Genomic DNA, 21,003 nt, shown 5'->3' with positions numbered 1-21,003 from the left:
ACAGGCAGCGCGGCCGGCATGCGGCAGGGGAGGCATCGGCGTGAAAGCGATATTGAAGGTCAATGGCAGGCCGCACACCGTCGATGCCCCGGCCGACATGCCGCTGCTGTGGGTGTTGCGCGACATCATCGGCCTGACCGGCACCAAATATGGCTGCGGCATCGCCGCCTGCGGCGCCTGCACGGTTCATGTCGATGGGCAAGCGGTGCGATCGTGCCAACTGGCATTGTCTGACGTTGGCAAGGGCGCCATCACCACGATCGAAGGCGTCGGCGCCACGCCGGTCGGCAAGGCGGTGCAAACCGCCTGGCGCGACGGCGAGGTGGCGCAATGCGGTTACTGCCAGCCCGGCCAGATCATGCAGGCCACGGCGCTGCTGGCGGCGACTCCGCGGCCCGACGACGCCGCCATCGACGCCAGCATGGCGGGCAATATCTGCCGTTGCGGCACCTATCCGCGCATCCGCGCCGCGATCAAGGCCGCGGCGCAGGGCAACCGGGCATGAACGCCATCGTCTCGCGCCGCGCGTTGCTCCAGGTGTCCGCCGGCGCCGGCGGTGCGCTGCTGCTCGGCTTTCCGCTCGGTGCGGCCGGCGCGGACCGGTTCGCGCCCAACGCCTTCATCCGGCTCGCGCCGGACGGCATGGTGACGCTGGTGATGCCGCAGCAGGAGATGGGGCAGGGTATCCACACCGCCCACAGCCAGATCCTCGCCGAGGAGTTCGACATCGCCTGGGACCGCATCGCCCTGGAACAGGCACCGCCCGACGACCTTCTGTACGGCGGCCCGCGCAAGCGCCAGGGCACCGGCGGTTCGTCGTCGATCCGATCCGGTTTCGTGCCGGTGCTGCGCCAGGCGGGTGCCGATGCGCGGGCGCTTGTGGTTGCCGCTGCCGCGAAGGGCTGGGGTGTCGATCCTGCCAGCTGCCGGACGCAGGCGGGGGTGGTGGTGCACGACGCGACGGGCCGCCGGGCCACCTATGGCAGTCTTGCAGCGACGGCGGCGACCCTGCCGCCACCCGCCACGCCGGCGCCGTTGAAATCACCCGCCGATTTCCGCCTCATCGGCACCTCGGCAAAGCGCCTCGACAGCCCGGCGAAGCTGACCGGCGCGGCAACCTATGGCATCGACGTCCGCATCCCGGGCGCCGGCGTCGCCACGCTGGCGATGGCACCGGTCATCGGTGGCAAGGTGAAGACAGCGGACGCGGCGGCGGCGCGCGCCGTGCCCGGCGTGCGCCAGGTGGTGTTGCTCGATGATCTCGTCGCCGTGGTCGGCGACCATATGTGGGCGGCGATGAAGGGCGTCGAGGCGCTTGCCGTGACCTGGGACGACGGCGACAATGCAGCGCTCGATTCCGCCGCGATCTGGACGAAATTGCGCGCCGACTCAAACGGCGCCGGCGTGGCCGCGCACAGCAAGGGGGACGCCGGCAAGGCGCTCGCCAGCGGTGGCCGGATCGAGGCGGATTACGAGCTGCCGTTCCTTGCCCATGCGCCGATGGAGCCGCTCAACGCCACTGTCCATGTCGAACCCGATCGCTGCACGATCTGGATGGGCACCCAGGTGCAGACCCGCGCTCGCGCCGCGGCGGCCGCCGTGCTCGGCCTGCCGCCCGAAAAGATCATCCTCAACAACCACATGCTCGGCGGCGCCTTTGGCCGGCGGCTCGATATCGACATGGTCACCAACGCCGTGCGGATTGCCCAAAGGGTCGCCGAGGCGGGCGGGGGTCCGGTCAAGATCGTGTGGACGCGCGAGGAGGACATGCGCCACGACATGTATCGCCCCGCCTATCGCAACGTCATGGCCGCCACATTGGAGGGCGGCAGGGTCAACGGCTGGAGCCACCGGGTCGCGGCCGGGTCGGTGCAGGCGCGGATGTCGGGCCAGCCGCCCAAGGACGGGCTCGACCGCGGCAATGTCGAGGGCGCGACCGAGTTGCTGTACGATATTCCGCATCAGGAGGTGCGCTACGTCCGGTCCGAACCGGTGGCCGTCAATGTCGGCTATTGGCGCGGTGTCGGGCCCAACAACAGCATCTACGCCGTCGAATGCTTCATCGACGAACTCGCGGCGCGGGCCGGTGCCGACCCGGTGGCGTTCCGGCTGGCGATGCTGGGCAACGAACCGCGCGCGGCGGCGGTGCTGCGGCTGGCGGCGGACAAGGCCGGCTGGGGGCAGGCGCCGGGCGCCCGGCGCGGCCGCGGCGTTGCGGTCCAGAAGGCCTTTGGATCCTATATGGCAGCCGTGGCCGAGGTCAGCGTTGCTCCGGATGGTTCGGTCAAGGTCGATCGCATCACCAGCGCCGTCGATGCGGGGCTGGTCATCAACCCCGACACGCTGGTCGCACAGGTCGAAGGCGGGCTGCTGTACGGGCTGACCGCGGTGCTGCACGGCGACATCACTGTCGCCAGGGGCCGTGTCGTGGAAAGCAATTTTCACGAATATCTGCCGCTGCGGATCGATGCGGTTCCGGCCATCGACGTGCATATCGTTGCCGGCCCCCACGATCCGGGCGGGATCGGGGAGCCGGGCACCACCGCCGTCACCCCGGCCGTCGTCAATGCCATCGCGGCGGCGACCGGGGTCCGGCTGCGCCGGTTGCCGGTCGACCCGCGGCTGCTGAAGGCCTGACCGGGCTTAGTTCGCGCCGGCGTTGAGGACGGTGATGCTGATGCGCCGGTTGCGCGGATCGGTGCGGTCGGCGGGGTTGTAGGGGTCGGTATCGGCAACGCCTTCGATGCGCCGGAACCGGCTTTCGGGGACACCGGCATCGACCAGGGCGCGGCGGGTGGCGTCGGCGCGTGCGGTCGACAGGCTCCAGTTGCTGCCGCCGCCGCGTGCATAGCCGATCGAATCCGTATGACCGCGCACCGTCAACTGGTTGGGCGTCGGTGCCACCGCCTGGGCAACACTGCGGACCAGCAGCGCCGCCTCGGCGCCCAGCACGCTGGTGCCCGCACCGAACATGGCGAAATCGGCCCGTTCGACAAGGTCGATGCGCAGGCCGTCGTCGTTGCGGATCAGCCGCACCTGGCCTTTCAGCCCCTGCAGCGTCGGGTCGCCGGCCAGCCGCGCGGCGATCAGCCGTTCGACCATGCGGAAGCGGCGTTCGTCGGCGGCGCAGCGTTTGCCGGCGTCGGTGTGCTTGTCGTTGGAAATGGCATTGGCGCCGACAGGAGTGCCGCCGCCCGACGCCGCCACGGGGCGCGGCCCGGTGACCGCGACATGGGGCGCAGAGCCTTCGTCGGCCTGGATCGACCGGCCGCCCATGATGCCGTTGGAACCGCCGCTGTTCTTCATCTGGATGACCGTCGGGGTGAAATAATCGGCAATGCCCTTGCGCTGGTCATCGTTGGTGGCGCCGATGATCCACAACAGCATGAAGAACGCCATCATCGCCGTGACGAAATCGGCATAGGCGATCTTCCAGGCGCCGCCATGGTGACCGCCGCCGTGCTTGTCCCTGACCCGCTTGATGATGATTTCGGGTTCGATCGAACCTTCGGGTTTCACCGCGGCGCTCGCATCAGCGCGCGGCCCTGAGGCCGTCGAAGACTTCGGAGAAGCTCGGCTGGTTGTCCGGCCCGATGGCGGTGCGGGCCGCTTCGATGACCAGCGGCTGGGGCTGGCCCTTCAGGCTGGCGACGATGACGCGGCGAACGACAAGGTAGATTTCGCCATCGGCTTCCAGCACCGCCTTCAACCGCGCCGCCGCCGGACCGACAATGCCATAGCTGAGCAGCACGCCGAGGAACGTGCCGACGAGCGCCGAACCGATCATGGCGCCCAGGATGGCGGGCGGCTTGTCGATCGACGCCATGGTCTTGATGACGCCCAGAACAGCAGCGACGATGCCGAGCGCCGGCAGCGCGTCGGACATGGTCTGCAACCGCTCGACGGGTTTCAGCGCGGCGGTGTGATGCGTCTCGATCGCGGTATCGATGACCTCCTCGACCGCATAGGGGCTGAGCGTCCCGGTGGAGACGACCAGCAGGCGGATCGAATCGGTGACCAGGTGCACGAACACATGGTCTTTCAGGAACTGCGGATATTCGGCGAAGATGCTGCTCGACCCGGGGTCCTCGATATGCGGTTCGACCGCCACCGCGCCGTCGTTGCGGAACATTTTCATCAGCCGCGCGGTCAGGAAGATCGCGGCGCTGTAATCGGCTTTCTTGTATCGCGGGCCCTTGACGATGGCGGCAAAGCCGGCGCCCATCGCCTTGATCCCCTTCAGGTCGGTGGCGACGAGCGTTGCACCGGCAGCCGCCCCGCCGATGATGAGCATCTCATGGGGAAGCGCGTGGAGCACCACGCCGAGGTTGCCGCCGGTCAACGCAAAGCCACCGAACACCATGACGATCAGCACGACAAGGCCCAGAACCGAGATCATGGAAGCGCCGTCTCTCCCTCAACCCAGGCCGGATGGCGTGCTGGCGTCGATCAGGAGTTACGGCGAGGCGGCGGCCGGGCTTAGCCTGCGGCAGGGTTAACGGTGGTTAGCGCAGCTGGTCCCACAGGCTGAGGTTGGTGATGCGGGTGAAGCTGGCCTGCGCGGCTTCCAGCACCGTCAGCAGGCGCTGCAGCCGGGCGATGGCGGCGGGCATGTCGAGGCTTTCCAGTTTCGACAGGTCGGTTTCGGTCGCGAGTTTTGCCTTGTCGAGCCGCGTCGTTTCGGAATCGAGCCGCGCCAGCCGCGCCCCCAGCACGCCGCGGGCATCGGCGAGGCGGGAAACATGGGTGTCGAAATCGCCGATGCCGGTGGCGATGGCGGCGCCGCGTGCTTCGGGATCGGGCTCGGCCAGGGCGGCGCGCAACGCCGTGAAGCTGGCGAACAGGTCGCGCGTGCCGGCGATGGCGTCGGTAACGCCGAACACCGCGGGGCCTTCGCTGGCGCTGGCAAGCTGGCTGCTGCCCAGCGCCAGCGCCAGCGCCGGCGCGCGCCCGCCGCCCTGCCAGTGCGCCACACCATCGGCATCGACGATATAGGCGGGGCGATCGCCCAGGGCGCCGCCGAACAGGCGCTGGCCGTCGCTGTCGCGGCTGTCGGCGAGGCCGTGCGCCTGGGCCTCGAGTTCGCGCAGTTCGGTGGCGATGGTCTCACGGTCGGCGGCGGACAGGGTAGCGTTGTTGGCGCGAAGGGCGAGTTCGCGACCGCGCTGGACGACGCCGTCGAGGCTTTCGATGGCGGTGTCGGTCGCGGTCAGACGGCGGGTGGCCGCGTCGATGCCGCGCTGGGTGGCGGCGGCGGCGGCCTGCTCGCGGTGGAGCAGCGCTGCCCGGGCAAAGGCGACCGGGTCATCCGCCGGGGTTTCGATCCGACGCCCGCGGGCGATCTGGCCCTGCAGGCCGTCGAGCTGCAGGCTGAGGTCGCCCATCCGCGCCACGGCGGCGAGGTGGGCGGCGCGGGTGTTGACCTGCGTCACCGCAGGATCCCGAGCATGGTATCGAACATGTCGCGCGCCGCCGACAGGATCTGGGCATTGGCGCGATAGGCGACCTGCAGCCGTGTCAGTTCGGCGGCTTCGCGGTCGAGATCGACGCCGGTGATGGCGTCGGCGGCGGCGGCCGTGTCGTCCCGGACCGCCAATGCCGTTGCCTCGAGGCGTTTGCTTTCCGACAGTTGCGAACCGACCGAGGCGAGGCGGGCGTCGAGCGCTGCTTCGAAGGTGCCGCCGGGGCCGATGCCGGTGCGGACATGCGCCAGCGCGCGGGCGTTGCCATTGTCGTTGCTGCCGGCGCCGGTGGCGAGGATGCGAAAGCTGTCCCCGACCGCCGGTGTTCCGGCCAGCGTGAAGGTGAAGCCGGCGCCGGTCATCGTGCTGCCGTCGAGCATCAGCGTGGCCAGCGTGGTGCCGGTGGCGATGTCGGTGAGGATGCCGGCGCCGGGGCCGGTGACGGTAACGCGATAGGGCGCCGCAGGGGCGAAGCCGGTCGCCGCGGGGTCGGCAGCGAGCAGCAGTTGGGCGTCGCCGCGGTTGCCGGCGGCGGCGTCGGTGAGGAAGCGATCGGCCACCGCCAGCCGGGCCGGGCCGATCGGGCGCAGCGACAGGGCCGAGGCCGGACCCGCCGGGGCGAGGGTCCAGCTGTCCCCGTCGCGCGCGCCGCTGCCGGGGCGCACGGTGACGCCATCGAGCGTGAGGGCGCCGGGCCCCCAGACGCTGGCGCTGCCGTCGGTGCGGGCCAGCGTCCAGCCGGCAGCGTCGCGGCGCATGACATAGCCATCGGCCGCCAGCAGCGTGTCGTCGGCGATGCCGAGATCGAGCGCTGCCTGGCCGGCGTTGGCGCGGCCGGGGATGATGGTGAGATCGCGGGTGGCGAGCAGGCGTTCGCCGGGGTCGCCGTTGGCGTCGGCACCGGCGGCGTGCCAGCTGTTGACGGCCGTGCCGAACCGGGTCGCGAGAACGTCGATGTCGGTGCGCGCCGCGGCGACCTGGCGGGCGGCTTCGACCAGGCCGGTCAGCGTGCCGCTGGCGGGCAGGCGCACGGCGATGGCGGCATGGGTGGGATCGAGCACGATTTCGGCGCCATTGGCACCGTCGCGGACGCCGATGCGGGTGGCGGCGCCATCGGTGGCGACCAGCAGCGCCGCCGCACCGCCGGTGCCGAGCCGGACGGTGACCGTGCCGCGGGGGCCGTCTTCGACGGAGATGCGAACATGGCCGGCGAGTTCGGCGAGCAGGCGGTCGCGGTCATCGCGCAGGCCGTTGGCGGCGGACCCGCCGTCCTGGGTGCGCCGCAGTTCCGAATTGACCCGGCCCAGCGCGCTGGTGATGGCGTTGATTGTCGTTGTCGCCTCGGTGGTGGCGCTGGCGATGTCGTCGGCCAGCGTCGCAAGGCCGGTGCCGAGGCTGCGAAAGCCGGCAGCCGCCTGTTCGGTGCGATCGAGGAAGATGGTGCGGGCGGCGGTGGACGTGGGCGCCGCGGCAAGGTCGGTGCCGGCATCGAAGAAGCCGCCGAGCCGCGCGTCGAGGTCGCTGGCGGTCATCACCCCCTGCAGACGGTCCAGCCATTCGCTGCGTGCCGCATAGCGGGCATGGTCGCCGGCGGCGACGCGCGCGCTGTTGGTGGCGAGCGCATCGCCGGCGCGGACGATGGCGCTTGCGGTGACGCCGGCGCCGCCGCTGGCGTCGCGCGACAGCGGCGTGGCGGCGCCGGCCGGGCCGGTGGTCATCCGCACGCTGCGGCGGACATAGCCCGGGGTGTCGGCATTGGCGACATTGTCGCCGACCTGGGTCAGCGCCGACTGGAAGGCGCGCACGCCGGCGGCGCCGATGGCGAGCAGGTCCATCATCGCGGGGTGTCGGCCATCAACAGCCGCGCGACGCCGATCGGCGCGGCCCGGGCGATGGCTTCGGCACGGGCGTGGTCGACCATGGCGCGGACATTGTCGGCACCGGCGGCGTCGCTGCCGCCAAGGCTGTCATCGCCCAGGGCGGCGGCGCGGGCCGACCGCAGCAGAGTCTCGGCGATCAGCGTTTCGAACTGGTGGGCGACTTCGGCCTGGCGGGCGGCATCGCCGGCCGGGCGTGCCGCGGCCGGCGGCCATTCGCTGCGGACGCGCGGCAACGGCAGCGGGCTTGCGGTTGCAAGGTCCATCAGATCACCACCAGTTCGGCGCGCAGCGCGCCGGCGGCCTTCAACGCCTCCAATATGGCGACCAGGTCACCTGGCGCGGCGCCGAGCGCGTTGACGGCATCGACAATGTCGCCAAGCCTGGCACCGGGCTGGAACATCTGCATCCGGCCGGGTGCCTCCGCCGCCTCCACCGTCGATTGCTGGGTGACGGCGGTGCGGCCGCCGCCAAAGGCACCGGGCTGGCTGGCCTGCTGGTTTTCGGTGATGCGGACGGTCAGATTGCCATGGGCGACGGCGGACGGAAGGATGCGGACCTCCCCGCCGATCACCACCGTGCCGGTGCGGGCGTTGACGATGACGCGTGCGGCCGGCGGCGCCAGCCGGACCTCCAGGCTTTCGATCTGCGCCGCCAGCGCCATGCGCGCGGCGGTGTCGGCCGGGGCGCGGATGGAAATGGTGGCGGCGTCGTCGGTGGTGGCGATGCTGCCCATGGCGCGGTTGATCGTCTGGGTGACCGCGCGTGCCGCGCTGAAATCCTGCTCCGTCAGGTCGAGCCGCAGGGCGGCATCGCCGGCAAAGGGCGAGGCGACGGCGCGTTCGACGCTGGCGCCGCCGGGGATGCGGCCCGATGACGGCGTGCCGACGACGATCTTCGACCCGTCCTTGCCCTCCGCACCGAAACCGCCGACGGCCAGATTGCCCTGCGCCAGCGCATAGACTTCGCCATCGGCGCCCTGCATCGGCGCCAGCAGCAGCGTGCCGCCGCGCAGGGACTTGGCCTGGCCGAGTGCCGAGACGGTGACATCGAGCCGCTGGCCGGGCTTGGCAAAGGGCGGCAGTTCGGCGGTGATCATCACCGCGGCGGCGTTCTTCAACTGCGGCGCGATGCCGGGCGGGATGAGGACGCCAAGGCGCGCCGTGGCGGATTTGAGCGACTGGATGGTGAATTCCAGATTCTGGTCGCCGGTGCCGCTGAGTCCGACGACGACGCCATAGCCGGTCAGCGCATTGGCGCGGACGCCGGCGAAGCGCGCGATGTCTTTGATCCGCTCGGCATGCGCCGGGGCAGCGAGCAGCGCCAGCAGCAGGAACAGGCGGATCACAGCGGTGCGACCTTGGTGAAGAAGCGGGCGAGCCAGCCCTGGCGGCTCTGGTCGGCAATCTGGCCGGTGCCGGAATAGCGGATGCGGGCATCGGCGACGCGGCTGGAGACGATGCTATTGTCCGGACCCAGATCGTCGACGCGGACGAGGCCGGTCAACTGCACCTGTTCCTCGCCGCGGTTGAGGGTGAGGCGTTTTTCTCCGGCGACCATCAGCACGCCGCCGGGCAGCACGCGGGCGACGGTGACGGTGATCGCGCCCGACAACTGGTTGTCCTGCGCGGCGGAGCCGGCGCCCTTGAAATTCTGTTTGGTGCCGCCCGAGGTCAGGCTCTTGGGGACAAGGTTGAACGGCGACGCATCGGGCAAGGCGAGCGCGGTCTGGCTGTCGCGGCTGGCGTCGGAGGTTGCCGATTTGCGCGCCTGGGTGCGTTCGGTAAGCAGGATGGTGACGAGATCGCCGACGCGGCGGGCGCGGCGGTCCCCGACCAGACTGGTGAAGCTGGCGGGGTCGTAGAGGCTGCCGCTGGTCGGTCGCGGTGGCGGCGGTGGCGGCGGCAGGGTCGCGGCGACGCCGGGCGCACGGCCGAAGCCTTCGTCGGCACAGCCGGACAGCGCCAGCGACAGCACAGATGCCAGCAGCGCGAGGGGGCGCCGGTCAGACATTCTGCGTCACATATTTCGACATTTCGTCGGCGGCGTTGATGACCTTGGCGTTGACCTCATAGGCGCGCTGGGTCTCGATCATGTCGACGAGTTCCTGCACCGTCGAGACGTTGGAGCCTTCCAGCGCGCCCTGGCGCAGCGACCCGGCCCCTTCGGCGCCGGGAGTGCCGGTCTGGGCGGTGCCGCTGGCAGCGGTCTCGACGTAGAGATTGTCGCCGCGCGGCGCGAGGCCGGCGGGGTTGAGGAAGCGGCTGACCTGGATCTGCCCGGCTTCGACCGGTGCCGTCTGGCCCGGCACCGTCACCGACACCGTGCCGTCGGGGGCGATGGTGACCGATTGCGCGCCATCGGGAATGGTGATCGGCGTTGCCAGCCGCAGCCCCGAATTGGTCACCATCTCTCCGGTGGCGGAGAGTTTGAACGATCCGTCGCGGGTATAGCCCTGCGTCCCGTCCGGCAGCACGACGGCGAAAAAGCCTTCGCCTTCGATGGCCAGGTCGAGCGCGTTGCTCGTCTGGTTGAGCGCACCCTGGCTGTGGATGCGCTCGGTGCCGGTCACGCGCACGCCGGTGCCGGTGCCGAGCCCGGTGGCATATTGGCTGTCGCCGCCTGACGGCGTGCCGGCCTGGCGCGGATCCTGGTACATCAGCGTCACAAAGGCGGCGCGATCGCGCTTGAAGCCGGTGGTGTTGACGTTGGCGAGGTTGTTGGAAATCGTCCGCATCTTCTGGTCGAGCGCGTCGAGGCCGGAGCGGGCGATCTGCAGGGCACTGGTCATGCGGCGGGTTCCTTCAGTTGCTTTCGAAGGCCATCAGGCGTGCGGTGCGCTCGTCGATGTCCTTGGCGATGGTCAGCAGGCGGGCGTTGACTTCGAAGCCGCGCGATTCCTCCACAAGTTCGGCGAGCGCGCCGGCGGTCTGGACGTTGGAGGTTTCGAGCGCACCGCTGGCCAACCGGGCATCGGGGTCGACGGGCAGCGGGTCCTTCGACGTGAACATGCCGTCGGCGCCCTTTTCCAGCGCGCGCGCCGCCACGAGCTTGAGCCTGCCGATATTGGCGTCGATGCCGTTGGTGCGCGTGGTCAGGGTGCCGTCGGGGGCGATGGTGAGGCTGGCGCCGGCGGCCACGGTGATCGGCACGCCATTCTGGTTGAGCACGGCGCGGCCGTCGCCATTTTGCAGTATGCCCGACGTGCTGATGTCGAGGTCGCCGCGGCGGGTATAGGCCTCGGTCGGATTGCCGGCGACGACGGGCCCCTGGATGGCCAGCCAGGCATTGCCGCCGAGCGCGATATCGAGCGCGCGGCCGGTGGCGGCGACCTTGCCGTTTTCGCGCGGGGTGGCGACGCTGAAGGCGCCGGCCTGTGCCCGCGCCGGGGTTGCGCCGCCGGTCAGATAGCGGCCTTCGGCGGCGACGATCTCGCGGCGAAACCCGGTCGTCTGGGCGTTGGCGAGGTTGTTCGCCATCACCGCCTGTGACCGTGTCCGCGCCGCCAGCCCGGTCAGCGCCGTATAGATGAGGCGGTCCATCAGGGTTTCAACCCAACCGGCGAAGCGGCCGGGATCGCCCTGCGGGCGCCCGCTGCGCGGCGGCGCGCCGTTTGCCGCCCGGCTGCGTCGCCGCGTCGGTTGCGATGCGCTGCATCGCGCGCGCCTTGTTCCTTGCTGGTCGACATAATTCGCATCGTCACGGCCGCTTCCCCGATTGCGTTGAGACCCGCTTACTGCCGCAGGTTGATGATGGTCTGGAGCAGCGCGGAATCGGTTTCCATCGCCTTGGCATTGGCCTGGAAGTTGCGCTGCGCCGCGATCAGCCCGACGAGTTCGGCAGTGAGATCGACGTTGGAGCGTTCGAGGCTGCCCGACCGGACGCTGCCCAGCCCGTTGCGCCCGGCTTCGCCGGTGATCGGATTGCCGGAATCGGGCGTGGCGACATAGCGGGCATCGCCCAGTGGCTTCAGCCCTTGCGGACTGGCGAAATTGGCGATCGCCACCTTGCCGATGGTGTGGATCTCGCCATTGTTGAAACTGGCGCTGAGCGTGCCGCTGCCATCGACGAGGATACTTTCGAGCTGGCCGGCGGCATAGCCATCCTGTTCGACGCTGATGCGGCTGAAGCCGCCGGTCAATTGCGTGGTGGCGACGCCGTGATCCAGCGTCAATCCGGTGGTCATGCCGGCGCCGGGCAGTCCGAACGGGTCGAAGGTGACCGGCGCTGCCGGGGCGACGAGCGCGCCATTGGCATCGAAGCGCATGTTGATGCCGCTGACCCCGGCCACCTGGAGTTCGGTCGGCCCGACGAATACCCGCGCCGTCCATTCATGGTCGGGCTGGCCGGGCGAGGGCGCCGCGGTCTTGATATAATAGACATTGGCCGGGACCGGATTGCCGAGCGGATCGAAGATCGTCGTCGACGTCGAATTGTTGAACGTCGCGGGGTCGTTGCGATCGAAGGCATAGGGATTGCCGGCGCTGTATGCCGGCAGGTCCGGGATGATGGTGGCGCTGGCCGGCAGGTTGACGGCGAGCTTGATGAGGCCGGTGGGCCGCGGATCGCCCGAGGTCAGCGGTAGCCGCGCCGGAATGGTGGAGCCGAGATCGGTGGTCAGCACGCTGCCATCGGTGGTGGTGGGGAACAGTTGCAGCCGACGTCCCGAGGCGTCGACGACATAGCGATCGGCGTCGACGCCGAAGGCGCCGTTGCGGGTGAAGCTGGTTTCGCCATCGCCTTCGCCGGCGCGGACGGTGAAGAAGCCCTGGCCCGAAATCGCCAGGTCGAGCGCGCTGTCGGAGGTTTCGATGGCGCCCTGCTGGAACTGCTGGGCCACCGCCTTGACATAGGTGCCCGAACCGATGGTGCGGGACGGGTTCTGGCTGGGCGAGGCGGCAATGATGTCGCCGAAAGCGACACGGCTGCGCTTGAAGCCGTTGGTGCCGACATTGGCGATGTTGTTGGCCATGGTGGCAAGCTCGGTCTGGGCGCCGTTGAGGCCCGACATGGCGGTGGAAAAGGTCATGCTGCGGGTCCTTGTGCCGAGGGTGCGGAAGGGGTGGCGGCGACCAGGCGATCGAGCCGTTCGACGATGGCCGTGAGGCTGCGGTTGGTCTCGGCAATGCCGGACACGGTCGAAAACTGCGCCATCTGGGCAACATATTCGGTGTTGTCGACGGGCTTGGTCGGGTCCTGGTTCTTCAGCTGCGCACCCATCAGGGCGAGGAAGTCGGACTGGTCGAGCGTCTTTTTCGGCGGCTTCGGCACGCCGGTTTCGACGGTGCGGACGCCGGGGATGGCGGTGACGCTCATGTCAGCGGCCCAGCCGCAGCGTGTCGAGCGCCAGCGCCTTGGCGGTCGTCAACACTTCGACGTTATTGGCATATTGGCGTTGGGTTTCGACCATTTCGACAAGCTCCTGATTGGGGTCGACGGCAGCGGTCCAGACATTGCCATCGGCATCGGCAAGTGGATGATTGGGCTCGCTGCGCTTGTCCGGCGTGCCGGTGCGTTCGACCGATGTGACATCGACGGTGGCGGCCTGGCCGGCGTAGCGGGTGGCGAACACCGGGCGCAGGGCGCGATAGGCGGTGTCGGCGGTGCCCGCCACGGCGCCGGCATTGGCGAGGTTCGACGCGATGGCGTTGAGCCGTACCAGCTGCGCCGCCATGGCGCGGCCGGCGATGGCGAAGGTGGAGAAGCCGGAATTCACGGGCGGGCTCATTCGCCGCCCTTCAGGGCAGCCATGATCGTCTGGATGCGCCCGGTGAGAAAGCTGAGCGAGGCGCGATAGTTGACGGCATTTTCGGCAAATGCGGTCTGTTCGGTGGCAAGCTCGACGGTGTTGCCGTCGAGCGAGGCCTGGACCGGGACACGGTAGCGCAATGCGGTCGTCGCACTGTCCAGCGACGCGCGGAAATCGATGTCGCGGGCCTTGTAGCCCGGCGTTGCCGCATTGGCGATGTTCGACGCAATGATGTCGAGCCGTTGCGACCGCAGCCTGAGGGCGGCGGCATGGGGGCCGAGCTGGGCGTCGAGGAGGTCGGGTCCGGTCATGCCGGGGACAATGCAAAGCCCGTGCCAAGTGGCTTTGCGGACGGACGGGGGGCCGCGCCGGGGCATTTGGCGGCAGCGCGGTGCCGGCCGGGCGGCAAGATGGTGCCGGCCGGCGGGTCCATTGCCGGTCGGCGGCCCTGGTGGTTTCAGCTGGCCCGCTTCTTGCTTGGGGTCTGGCACGGGCGGCGCGGTGCGGCCCGGACAGGATAACGACCGATGGTCACAATGCCTTTACTGCTGCTCGCCGCCGGGCTGATGGCGCCGGAGGTGCTGCAAGCGCACGTCGAAGCCTTTGCTGGCCAGCCGGCGCTGGTCGATCCGCGGCTGTTGCTGCCGGCGTGCGCGCGGCCCGATTTCGCCTGGGCACCGGGCGGGCGCAGCGTCGCCGTCCACTGCGCGGCACCCGAATGGCAGGTGTTCGTGCCGGTGGGCGAAGGCGGCACCGGCGCCGCGCCGTTGCCAGGCGAGGCTGCGATCCCGCGCCGGGTTGCCGACGCGCCCGCGGTGCGTCGCGGCGACCGGGTGATGCTGGAGGCCGGCGGCGACGGCTTTGTCATCGGCATGGACAGCGTCGCGGAAAGCGATTCCCGCGATGGCCGGGTGGCGCTCCGCGCCGTGGCCGGCGGGCGGCGGCTTTACGGATTCATCGGAAGCGACGGGCATGTGCGGCTGCGCGATTCAAGCAACATGGTGAATGGCCGTTAACGGCGTTGTGGCCCCTTCGCGGGGCGGGATGCAGGGAGAGATGGAGATGATCGACGGGATCGGACGTGGCCAACTGCCGCGATTGCTGGCGCAGGGGATGGAAGCCACGCCGCGCGGGCCGATGGCGGTAGAGCCGGCCGCGACCGGCCCGCGGCCGGCAACAAAGGCGCCCGCCGGCGCGGTGGTGCGTGCCATGGCGGCGTCGCCGCCGGTCGACAGCGCGCGGGTGGAGGTGCTGCGCAACGCCATCGCGGCGGGGACGTACAAGCCCGATCCGGCCGCGATCGCGGCCAGGATGATCGCGCTGGAAAGCGGCGGCGGGCGCTGACCATGGCAGACGCGCCCCCGGACGCCGAAACGGCCAGCTTTCACCGGCTGAACGATGCCATCCGCGCCGAGCTGGCGGCGCTGGCGGCGGAGGATGCCGGCGCCATCGAGGCGGCGACGGCGGAAAAGCTGGCGGCGCTGCGCGCCGTCCATGCCGATGTCGCCGCCGGCGCGGCGCCGCAGCGGGCGCTGCTCGAGCAGGCGCGCGACCTCAATGCCGAAGCGATGCTGCGCGCCCGCGCCAAGATGCTGAGCGTCGAGAAGCGGCTGGCAAATGTGCAGGCGATCGCCGGCAAGCCGCCGGCGCTGACCTATGGCCGCGACGGGCGCTGGGCGTGAGCGGCTGAGCGGGCTTTCAGGGGGTTTCGATGGACTTTGCAGGGACGATCGCGGGAATTTCGCAAGGAGTCGGCAGCGTCGCCACGGCGGTGCGCGAGGCCGCAGAGCGCACGGGCGTCGATTTTTCCTATCTGATGGCGCAGGCGCGGGTGGAGTCGGGGCTCAACCCACAGGCGCAGGCCAGGACGTCGAGCGCGCGCGGGCTGTACCAGTTCACCAGCAGCACCTGGTTGGACACGGTGCGCAAACATGGGGCCGCGCATGGTCTGGGCTGGGCCGCCGAGGCCATCGCCAGCGGCGCGGCAAAGGCCGGCAGCGCGACACGCGAGACCATATTGGCGCTGCGCGACAATGCCGAGGCGGCGGCGCTGATGGCCGGCGAATTCGCGCGCGACAATGGCCATCGGCTGGAGGCGACGCTGGGCCGCGCAATGGGGTCAACCGACCTGTATATGGCGCACTTCCTGGGGGTCGGCGGCGCTGCCAAGTTCCTCGGCGCGCTGGCGTCGGTGCCCAACATGGCGGCGGCGACGCTGCTGCCGGCGGCGGCGGCGGCGAACCGCGGCGTATTTTTCGACAAGGACGGGTCGGCGCGGTCGGTGGCCGAGGTCTATGCGCGGTTCGAGACGAAGCTGGGGGCGGGGGCTGCCGGCGATGCCCCTCTCCCGGCTCGCGAAAACGCGAGTCCGACCTCCCCCCGGCGGGGGGAGGTTCGTGTGGACGCTGCGCAGGCGCGGCTGGCCTATATGCTGTTGGCGGCGTTGAGCTGATGGCGGGGCTTGCGCTTCGGTTCGATCCGCGGGCGGCGCTGCTGCCGGTCGCCATCCTGCTGCTGGTGCTGCTGATGGTGGTGCCGTTGCCGGCGGTGCTGCTCGACCTGTTCTTCATCCTCAACATCGGCGTGTCGCTGATCGTGCTGATGGTCGCCATCAACACCAGGAAGCCGCTGGATTTTTCGGCCTTTCCGACCGTGTTGCTGTTCGCGACCCTGTTGCGACTTTCGCTCAACGTCGCTTCGACGCGCGTGGTGCTGGTGCATGGCCATGAAGGAACCAGCGCGGCGGGGCATGTCATCGAGGCGTTCGGGGCGTTCCTGGTCGGCGGCGACTATGTCGTCGGCATCTTCGTCTTTGCCGTCCTCATGATCATCAACCTGGTGGTCATCACCAAGGGCGCCGGGCGCGTGTCCGAAGTCGCGGCGCGCTTCACGCTCGATGCGCTGCCGGGCAAGCAGATGGCGATCGACGCCGATCTGAACGCCGGGCTGTTGACCGCCGACGAAGCGCGGGCGCGGCGGCTGGAGGTGACGACCGAGGCGGATTTCCATGGCAGCATGGACGGCGCGTCGAAGTTCGTGAAGGGCGATGCCGTGGCGGGGGTGCTCATCCTCGCCATCAACATCGTCGGCGGGCTGATCCTGGGCACGGTCCAGCACGGGCTGGGCATCGGCGAGGCGGCGCGGGTCTATCTGTTGCTCGCCATCGGCGACGGGCTGGTGGCGCAGGTGCCGGCGCTGCTGCTGTCGATCGCCGCGGCCATGGTGGTGACGCGGGTCGGTTCCGAACAGGATCTGGCGGGGCAGGTGACGAGCCAGTTTTCGGGCGCCGGCAACTGGCTGCCGGTGGCGGTCATCCTGGCGTTGCTGGCGCTGCTTCCGGGGATGCCGGCGCTGGTCATCCTGCCGGCGGCGGCCGGCGCCGGCCTTATCGCGTGGCGGCTGCGAACGCCGGCGGTGCGCGCCGTCAGCGAGGCGACGGAGGCGGCGCCGACGACGATCGACTGGGCCGAAGTGTCCGACACGGCGGCGGCGAGCCTCGATATCGGCTTCGGACTGGTGCCGATGGTCGATGAAGGCCGGGGTGCGCCACTGATGGCGCGGATCACCGGTATCCGGCGGCAATTGTCGAAGGCACTCGGCTTCGTGCTGCCGCCGGTGCGCGTCCGCGACGATCTGGCGCTCAGCCCCTTTGCCTATCGCATCGCCATCGGCGGCGTCACGGTGGGGGAGGATCTGGCGTTTCCCGACGACGTCCTCGCCATCGAGGCGGGGCCGGTCAGTGCTGCCATCGAAGGACGGCCGGTGACCGACCCGGCGTTCGGCCTGCCGGCGCGCTGGATCGCGCCCGAGGAGGCCGATCTGGCGACGGCGGCGGGCTATACTGTCGTCGATGCGGCTTCGGTGATCGGCACCCATCTCAACCATCTTCTGTCGATCCATGCCCATCGCCTGATCGGGCAGGACGAGGTGCAGGCGCTGCTCGACACGCTCGCCGAACAAGCGCCGGCGCTGGCCGGGGCGCTGGTGCCCAAGCTGCTGCCGCTGGCGACGGTGACCGGCGTGTTCCAGCGGCTGGTCGAGGAAGGCGTGCCGGTGCGCGACACCCGCGCCATCGTCTCGGCGCTCGTCAACAACGCGGCGCGGTCGCCCGACCCCGCCGAACTGACCGAGATCATCCGCCCGGCGCTGGGCGCGGCGATCGTCCAGACGCTCGCGGGCCTGCGTGAACCCGTCGCGGCGATCGCGCTCGATCCGGGGCTGGAAGGCCTGCTCGCCAATGCGGTGCGCGCTGCTGGCGGCTCGGCATGGCCGTTCGACCCCGACCTGGGCGCGCGGGTCGGCGAGGCCGTGTCGGCGGCCGCCGCCCCGCTGGTTGCCGAAGGCCGACGCTTCGCCATCGTCACCGTGCCGCTGGTGCGCCGGCCACTATGGGCGCTGCTGCGCGTGCGGCTGCCGCAGCCCGTGGTGCTGGCGTTCAGCGAGATCCCCGACGACCGCACGATCGATGTCGTGGCGATCGTCGGCGGCGCCGACGCGGCAGGAGTTCCCGGCGGCGCCGACGCGGCAGGAATCCGCGGCGGCGCCGACGCGTCCCAACCCCAACTTGTTGCAGGAGACTGATCCATGGATGCACGACTTGGTCTCGATCCGGCGCTGTATGCGCCGGCGCGGCTGGCGCGGACCGATCCGGAACGGCTGGTGTCGACGCATATGGGGCTGGTCAGGAAGATCGCCTGGCATGTCCATGGCCGGGTGTCGTCGGCGCTCGATGTCGAGGATCTGGTACAGATCGGCATGGTCAGCCTCGTTGAATCGGCGCGGGCTTTCGAGGATCGCGGCCATGCCGCCTTTGCCACCTATGCGACGATGCGCATTCGCGGTGCGATGATCGACCAGCTGCGCAAGGGCGCGACATTGGTGCGGTCGGCGATGCGGCGGCGGCGCGAATGGGGGCAGGTGCGGTCGAGCCTCGAAGGCCTGCTCGGGCGGGCGGCGACCGACGCGGAAATGGCGGAAAAGCTGGAGATCAGCGTCGAAGCCTATCGCACCGCCATGGCGGCGACGCATTCGGCACAGGTCGAGTCGATCGACGATGTCTATTCGGACCATAGCGACTGGTTCGCCGACGACACGCCCGACGCCCATGACCAGCTGCAATCGCGGTCGATGCAGGCGGCGATCGCCGAGGCGGTGAAGACGCTGCCCGAGCGCGAGGCGATGGTGCTGCAACTGTATTTCGTCGAGGAGCTGAATCTGGAGGAGATCGGCCAGGTGCTGGGGGTGGGAGCAGCGCGGGTCTGCCAGATCAAGAAGGCGGCGCTGGGCAAGCTGCGCGGCCGGCTGGCGGGGTGGGATGCGGCCTGAGCGCCGCGATCAATCGGGCTCGACGTGCAGTGTCGCGCCTTCGATGCCGGTGATGCGGGCGCGGGCGCCGACGGGCAGGTCCGGGCCTTCGGCGGCCCAGGCGGAATCCCCGACCTGGACGCGGCCGCGGCCATTGTGCAGCGCCTCCGTCACGGTGACGCTGGTGCCGAGCAGTCGCTCGCCGCGGCGGTTGAGCGCCGGGTCGGCGGGCTGCGACACGTCCTCCCCGAACAGGCTGCGGCCGATGATGACGGCAAGGATCGAAAAGGCGGCAAAGATGACGAGCTGGGCTTCCCAGCCGATGTCGAAGACCGCGCTGACGATCGCGGTCGCGGCGGCGCCGCCGGCGAGCCAGATCATGAACACCCCGGGCACCGCCATTTCGGCGCCGGCAAGAATTGCGGCGAGGATCGCCCAGCCCCAGGGGTTGATCAGCGCGATCATTCGAACGGCATCTTGCGGCGCGGCGGTGGCGGCGGCGTGACGGCGTTTTCGACATCGGGGCGGACGGCGCGGACTAAGTCGCCGATGCCGCCGAGGCTGCCGACGAGCGCCGAAGCCTCGAACGGCATGAACACCGTCTTGGCATTGGGCGAGGTGGCGAAGGCCTGCATGGCATCGACATATTTTTGCGCGACGAAATAGTTGAGCGCCTGGGGGTCGCCACTGGCGACGGCGGCGGAGACCATGGAGGTCGCCTTGGCTTCGGCCTCGGCGGCGCGTTCGCGGGCTTCGGCGTCGCGGAAGGCGGCTTCGCGCCGGCCTTCGGATTGCAGGATCTGCGATTGCTTGGCGCCTTCGGCGCGCAGGATTTCGGACGCGCGCAAGCCTTCGGCCTCGAGGATGTTGGCGCGCTTTTCGCGTTCGGCCTTCATCTGGCGGCCCATGGCGTTGACGATATCGGCGGGCGGCCGGATGTCCTTCAGCTCGACGCGGGTGATCTTGAGGCCCCAGGGGTTGGTCGCGGCGTCGACGACGGTCAGCAGGCGGGCGTTGATCGCGTCGCGCTGCGACAGGGTTTCATCGAGGTCCATCGACCCCATGACGGTGCGCAGGTTCGTCGTCGTCAGGTTGACGATGGCCGAATAGAGATCGGCGACTTCATAGGCGGCCTTGGCGGCGTCGAGCACCTGGTAGAAGACGACGCCGTCGACGGCGACGATGGCATTGTCCTTGGTGATGATCTCCTGCCCCGGAATGTCGAGCACCTGTTCCATCATGTTGATGCGGCGGCCGATGCGATCGACAAAGGGGATGATCAGGCTGAAGCCGGGGCGCAGCGCCATGGTGAAGCGGCCGAAGCGTTCCAGCGTATATTCATGCCCCTGGCGCACGACGACCACGGCCTGGGACAGGGCGGCGAGCACCAGCAGCAAAAAGACGGCGGCGAAGATTCCGAGGGTCACTGGGTGTTGCTCCGAACAGCACGGGCTGGCGTTATAGCCCATCACGGCAAGAATAGACGAATCGAGGAGGAACGATGACCTACAAAGCGGCGGCGCGACGATCGGCCCTGTATTTGCCGGCCAATCGCGAAAGCGCGGTGGCCAAGGCGCGAACACTGGCGGCGGATTGCGTCATTCTCGATCTGGAAGACGCGGTGCAACCCGATGCCAAGGACGTGGCACGCGCGGCGGCGGTGGCCGCGCTGGCAGCCGGTGGCTGGGGCGCGAAGCAGTTGCTGTTGCGTGTCAACGGTCTGGGAACGCCGTGGTCGGCGGCGGACCTTGCGGCGGCGGCGGGCTTTGCCGGGGTGGTGGTGCCCAAGGTCGAGTCGCCCGAATCGGCGGCCGCCGCGGTGGCAGCGGCCGGCGGTGTGCCGCTCTGGGCGATGATCGAAACGCCGGCCGGCGTGCTGGCGGCGCCGCGGATCGCGGCTGTTCCCGGGGTGGCGGCGCTGCTGGCGGGGACCAACGACCTCGCCAAGGACCTGCGCTGCCGGCCCGATGCGGCGCGGACGCCGCTGCTCCACAGCCTGTCGGCGATCGTGCTGGCGGCGCGGGCGGCGGGGGTGCTGGCCATCGACGGAGTGTTCGGGGATATCGGCGACGCTGCGGGCTTTATCGCGGAGGCGGAACAGGGCCGGATGCTGGGGTTCGACGGCAAGTCGCTGATCCATCCCGCGCAGGTGGACCCGTGCAACAGGGTGTTTTCACCGAGCGACGCCGAAGTGGCGACGGCGCGCGGGCTGATCGCCGCCTATGAGGCAGGGCTTGCAGCGGGGCGGGGCGTCACGACGTTCGAAGGCCTGATGGTCGAGGCGCTGCATGTCGAGGCGGCGCGGCGGGTGCTCGACGCTGCAGGCTAGGCCAGCCGGTGCGGCGAGGGGTCGCCCAGTTCGGCGGTGAGCTGGGTGCGCGCTTCGGCGAGGGCGATGCGATAGGCGGCCCGGGCGTCGTCGCCGAGGTCGGCGAGGATATGGTCGTCGTCGTGAAGCGCGATCGCGGCGACCAGCGGCACCGGATCCCGGCCGAGCGCGTCCGCCAGCAGCCGCATGGTGCGGGCGCGGAGCCGGAAGCCGAAATCGTCGAGCCTCGCCGATTCGTGCTCGGCCTTGCGGTGCAGGGCCTGGCCGAGATCGAACACCATG

Annotated in this window: 25 protein-coding genes; 9 read left to right on the top strand and 16 right to left on the bottom strand. The window is 70.0% G+C overall.

What is annotated here, in order from left to right; translation table 11 throughout:
* The first annotated feature begins 40 nt into the window (after positions 1–40).
* Both GGQ62_RS05065 and GGQ62_RS05060 read left to right on the top strand, forming a co-directional pair.
* Positions 41–505, top strand: coding sequence for a (2Fe-2S)-binding protein (locus GGQ62_RS05065; RefSeq protein ID WP_207790548.1), 465 nt, complete (start codon positions 41–43; stop codon positions 503–505).
* Entirely contained in the window at positions 502–2,637 is a 2,136-nt protein-coding gene (locus GGQ62_RS05060; protein WP_152576198.1) for a xanthine dehydrogenase family protein molybdopterin-binding subunit, read from the top strand. Before GGQ62_RS05065 ends, GGQ62_RS05060 begins: the two co-directional genes overlap by 4 nt.
* A gap of 6 nt (positions 2,638–2,643) precedes the next feature.
* On the opposite strand, the gene GGQ62_RS16680 is transcribed toward GGQ62_RS05060, so the two are convergent.
* From GGQ62_RS16680 to GGQ62_RS04995, 13 genes are all read right to left on the bottom strand, one after another.
* Entirely contained in the window at positions 2,644–3,519 is an 876-nt protein-coding gene (locus GGQ62_RS16680) for a flagellar motor protein MotB (protein ID WP_152576199.1), read from the bottom strand.
* A gap of 13 nt (positions 3,520–3,532) precedes the next feature.
* Entirely contained in the window at positions 3,533–4,399 is an 867-nt protein-coding gene (gene motA, locus GGQ62_RS05050; RefSeq protein ID WP_152576200.1) for a flagellar motor stator protein MotA, read from the bottom strand.
* Between the two features lie 106 nt (positions 4,400–4,505).
* Positions 4,506–5,432 carry a flagellin N-terminal helical domain-containing protein gene (locus GGQ62_RS16675; protein WP_152576201.1) on the bottom strand — a complete coding sequence of 309 codons (927 nt, stop codon included), beginning with the start codon at positions 5,430–5,432 and terminating at the stop codon, positions 4,506–4,508.
* Positions 5,429–7,300: a flagellar hook-associated protein FlgK gene (locus tag GGQ62_RS16570; RefSeq protein WP_152576202.1), complete on the bottom strand. Its 1,872-nt coding sequence runs from the start codon at positions 7,298–7,300 to the stop codon at positions 5,429–5,431. Before GGQ62_RS16570 ends, GGQ62_RS16675 begins: the two co-directional genes overlap by 4 nt.
* Positions 7,297–7,605 carry a hypothetical protein gene (locus GGQ62_RS05035; RefSeq protein ID WP_152576203.1) on the bottom strand — a complete coding sequence of 103 codons (309 nt, stop codon included), beginning with the start codon at positions 7,603–7,605 and terminating at the stop codon, positions 7,297–7,299. The genes GGQ62_RS16570 and GGQ62_RS05035 overlap by 4 nt, the downstream gene beginning before the upstream one ends.
* Complete coding sequence (locus tag GGQ62_RS05030; RefSeq protein WP_152576204.1) at positions 7,605–8,687, bottom strand: flagellar basal body P-ring protein FlgI; 1,083 nt, start codon at positions 8,685–8,687, stop codon at positions 7,605–7,607. The genes GGQ62_RS05035 and GGQ62_RS05030 overlap by 1 nt, the downstream gene beginning before the upstream one ends.
* Complete coding sequence (locus tag GGQ62_RS05025) at positions 8,684–9,352, bottom strand: flagellar basal body L-ring protein FlgH (RefSeq protein ID WP_152576205.1); 669 nt, start codon at positions 9,350–9,352, stop codon at positions 8,684–8,686. Before GGQ62_RS05025 ends, GGQ62_RS05030 begins: the two co-directional genes overlap by 4 nt.
* Positions 9,345–10,130 (bottom strand): flagellar basal-body rod protein FlgG, encoded by a 786-nt coding sequence (gene flgG, locus GGQ62_RS05020; protein ID WP_152576206.1) that lies wholly within the window; start codon positions 10,128–10,130, stop codon positions 9,345–9,347. The genes GGQ62_RS05025 and flgG overlap by 8 nt, the downstream gene beginning before the upstream one ends.
* 13 nt (positions 10,131–10,143) lie before the next feature.
* A complete protein-coding gene (locus GGQ62_RS05015; RefSeq protein ID WP_152576207.1) occupies positions 10,144–10,881 on the bottom strand; it encodes a flagellar basal body rod protein FlgF in 738 nt (245 codons plus the stop codon).
* 191 nt (positions 10,882–11,072) lie between these two features.
* Positions 11,073–12,368, bottom strand: coding sequence for a flagellar hook protein FlgE (locus GGQ62_RS05010; RefSeq protein WP_152576208.1), 1,296 nt, complete (start codon positions 12,366–12,368; stop codon positions 11,073–11,075).
* Positions 12,365–12,655 (bottom strand): flagellar hook assembly protein FlgD, encoded by a 291-nt coding sequence (locus GGQ62_RS05005; RefSeq protein ID WP_152576209.1) that lies wholly within the window; start codon positions 12,653–12,655, stop codon positions 12,365–12,367. Before GGQ62_RS05005 ends, GGQ62_RS05010 begins: the two co-directional genes overlap by 4 nt.
* 1 nt (position 12,656) lies before the next feature.
* The gene (flgC, locus tag GGQ62_RS05000; protein ID WP_152576210.1) at positions 12,657–13,067 is read right to left on the bottom strand and encodes a flagellar basal body rod protein FlgC; all 411 of its coding nucleotides are present in this window, start codon (positions 13,065–13,067) and stop codon (positions 12,657–12,659) included.
* Positions 13,064–13,399 (bottom strand): flagellar basal body rod protein FlgB, encoded by a 336-nt coding sequence (locus GGQ62_RS04995; protein ID WP_152576211.1) that lies wholly within the window; start codon positions 13,397–13,399, stop codon positions 13,064–13,066. The genes flgC and GGQ62_RS04995 overlap by 4 nt, the downstream gene beginning before the upstream one ends.
* A 216-nt stretch (positions 13,400–13,615) precedes the next feature.
* Here GGQ62_RS04995 and GGQ62_RS04990 point away from each other — a divergent pair, with 216 nt between their 5' ends.
* Genes GGQ62_RS04990 through fliA form a run of 6 tightly spaced genes read left to right on the top strand, consistent with a single transcriptional unit; the run spans position 13,616 to position 18,413 of the window.
* Entirely contained in the window at positions 13,616–14,104 is a 489-nt protein-coding gene (locus tag GGQ62_RS04990) for a hypothetical protein (protein WP_152576212.1), read from the top strand.
* 46 nt (positions 14,105–14,150) lie between these two features.
* The gene (gene flgM, locus GGQ62_RS04985) at positions 14,151–14,432 is read left to right on the top strand and encodes a flagellar biosynthesis anti-sigma factor FlgM (protein ID WP_152576213.1); all 282 of its coding nucleotides are present in this window, start codon (positions 14,151–14,153) and stop codon (positions 14,430–14,432) included.
* 2 nt (positions 14,433–14,434) lie between these two features.
* Entirely contained in the window at positions 14,435–14,770 is a 336-nt protein-coding gene (locus GGQ62_RS04980) for a hypothetical protein (RefSeq protein WP_152576214.1), read from the top strand.
* Positions 14,771–14,799: 29 nt separating this feature from the next.
* Positions 14,800–15,540, top strand: coding sequence for a transglycosylase SLT domain-containing protein (locus GGQ62_RS04975; protein WP_152576215.1), 741 nt, complete (start codon positions 14,800–14,802; stop codon positions 15,538–15,540).
* The gene (flhA, locus tag GGQ62_RS04970) at positions 15,540–17,669 is read left to right on the top strand and encodes a flagellar biosynthesis protein FlhA (RefSeq protein WP_167649483.1); all 2,130 of its coding nucleotides are present in this window, start codon (positions 15,540–15,542) and stop codon (positions 17,667–17,669) included. Before GGQ62_RS04975 ends, flhA begins: the two co-directional genes overlap by 1 nt.
* A gap of 3 nt (positions 17,670–17,672) precedes the next feature.
* Positions 17,673–18,413 carry an RNA polymerase sigma factor FliA gene (fliA, locus tag GGQ62_RS04965; RefSeq protein WP_152576217.1) on the top strand — a complete coding sequence of 247 codons (741 nt, stop codon included), beginning with the start codon at positions 17,673–17,675 and terminating at the stop codon, positions 18,411–18,413.
* A 9-nt stretch (positions 18,414–18,422) separates the two neighbouring features.
* Here fliA and GGQ62_RS04960 read toward each other — a convergent pair whose 3' ends face one another.
* Positions 18,423–18,857: an NfeD family protein gene (locus GGQ62_RS04960; RefSeq protein ID WP_152576218.1), complete on the bottom strand. Its 435-nt coding sequence runs from the start codon at positions 18,855–18,857 to the stop codon at positions 18,423–18,425.
* Positions 18,854–19,861 carry an SPFH domain-containing protein gene (locus tag GGQ62_RS04955; RefSeq protein WP_152577013.1) on the bottom strand — a complete coding sequence of 336 codons (1,008 nt, stop codon included), beginning with the start codon at positions 19,859–19,861 and terminating at the stop codon, positions 18,854–18,856. Before GGQ62_RS04955 ends, GGQ62_RS04960 begins: the two co-directional genes overlap by 4 nt.
* Before the next feature lie 32 nt (positions 19,862–19,893).
* On the opposite strand from GGQ62_RS04955, the gene GGQ62_RS04950 reads away from it, so the two are divergent.
* Positions 19,894–20,721 carry an HpcH/HpaI aldolase/citrate lyase family protein gene (locus GGQ62_RS04950; RefSeq protein ID WP_152576219.1) on the top strand — a complete coding sequence of 276 codons (828 nt, stop codon included), beginning with the start codon at positions 19,894–19,896 and terminating at the stop codon, positions 20,719–20,721.
* Here the strand turns inward: GGQ62_RS04950 and GGQ62_RS04945 are convergent.
* Positions 20,718–21,002, bottom strand: coding sequence for a hypothetical protein (locus GGQ62_RS04945; RefSeq protein WP_152576220.1), 285 nt, complete (start codon positions 21,000–21,002; stop codon positions 20,718–20,720). The two genes, GGQ62_RS04950 and GGQ62_RS04945, sit on opposite strands and share 4 nt — an antisense overlap.
* Between the last annotated feature and the right edge of the window lies 1 nt (position 21,003).

Origin of the sequence: Polymorphobacter fuscus, assembly GCF_011927825.1 — a bacterium.
Classification (GTDB): Bacteria; Pseudomonadota; Alphaproteobacteria; order Sphingomonadales; family Sphingomonadaceae; genus Sandarakinorhabdus; species Sandarakinorhabdus fusca.
The sequence above is the reverse complement of the archived record's forward strand: the minus strand, read 5'-3'. Positions and strand labels throughout refer to the sequence as shown.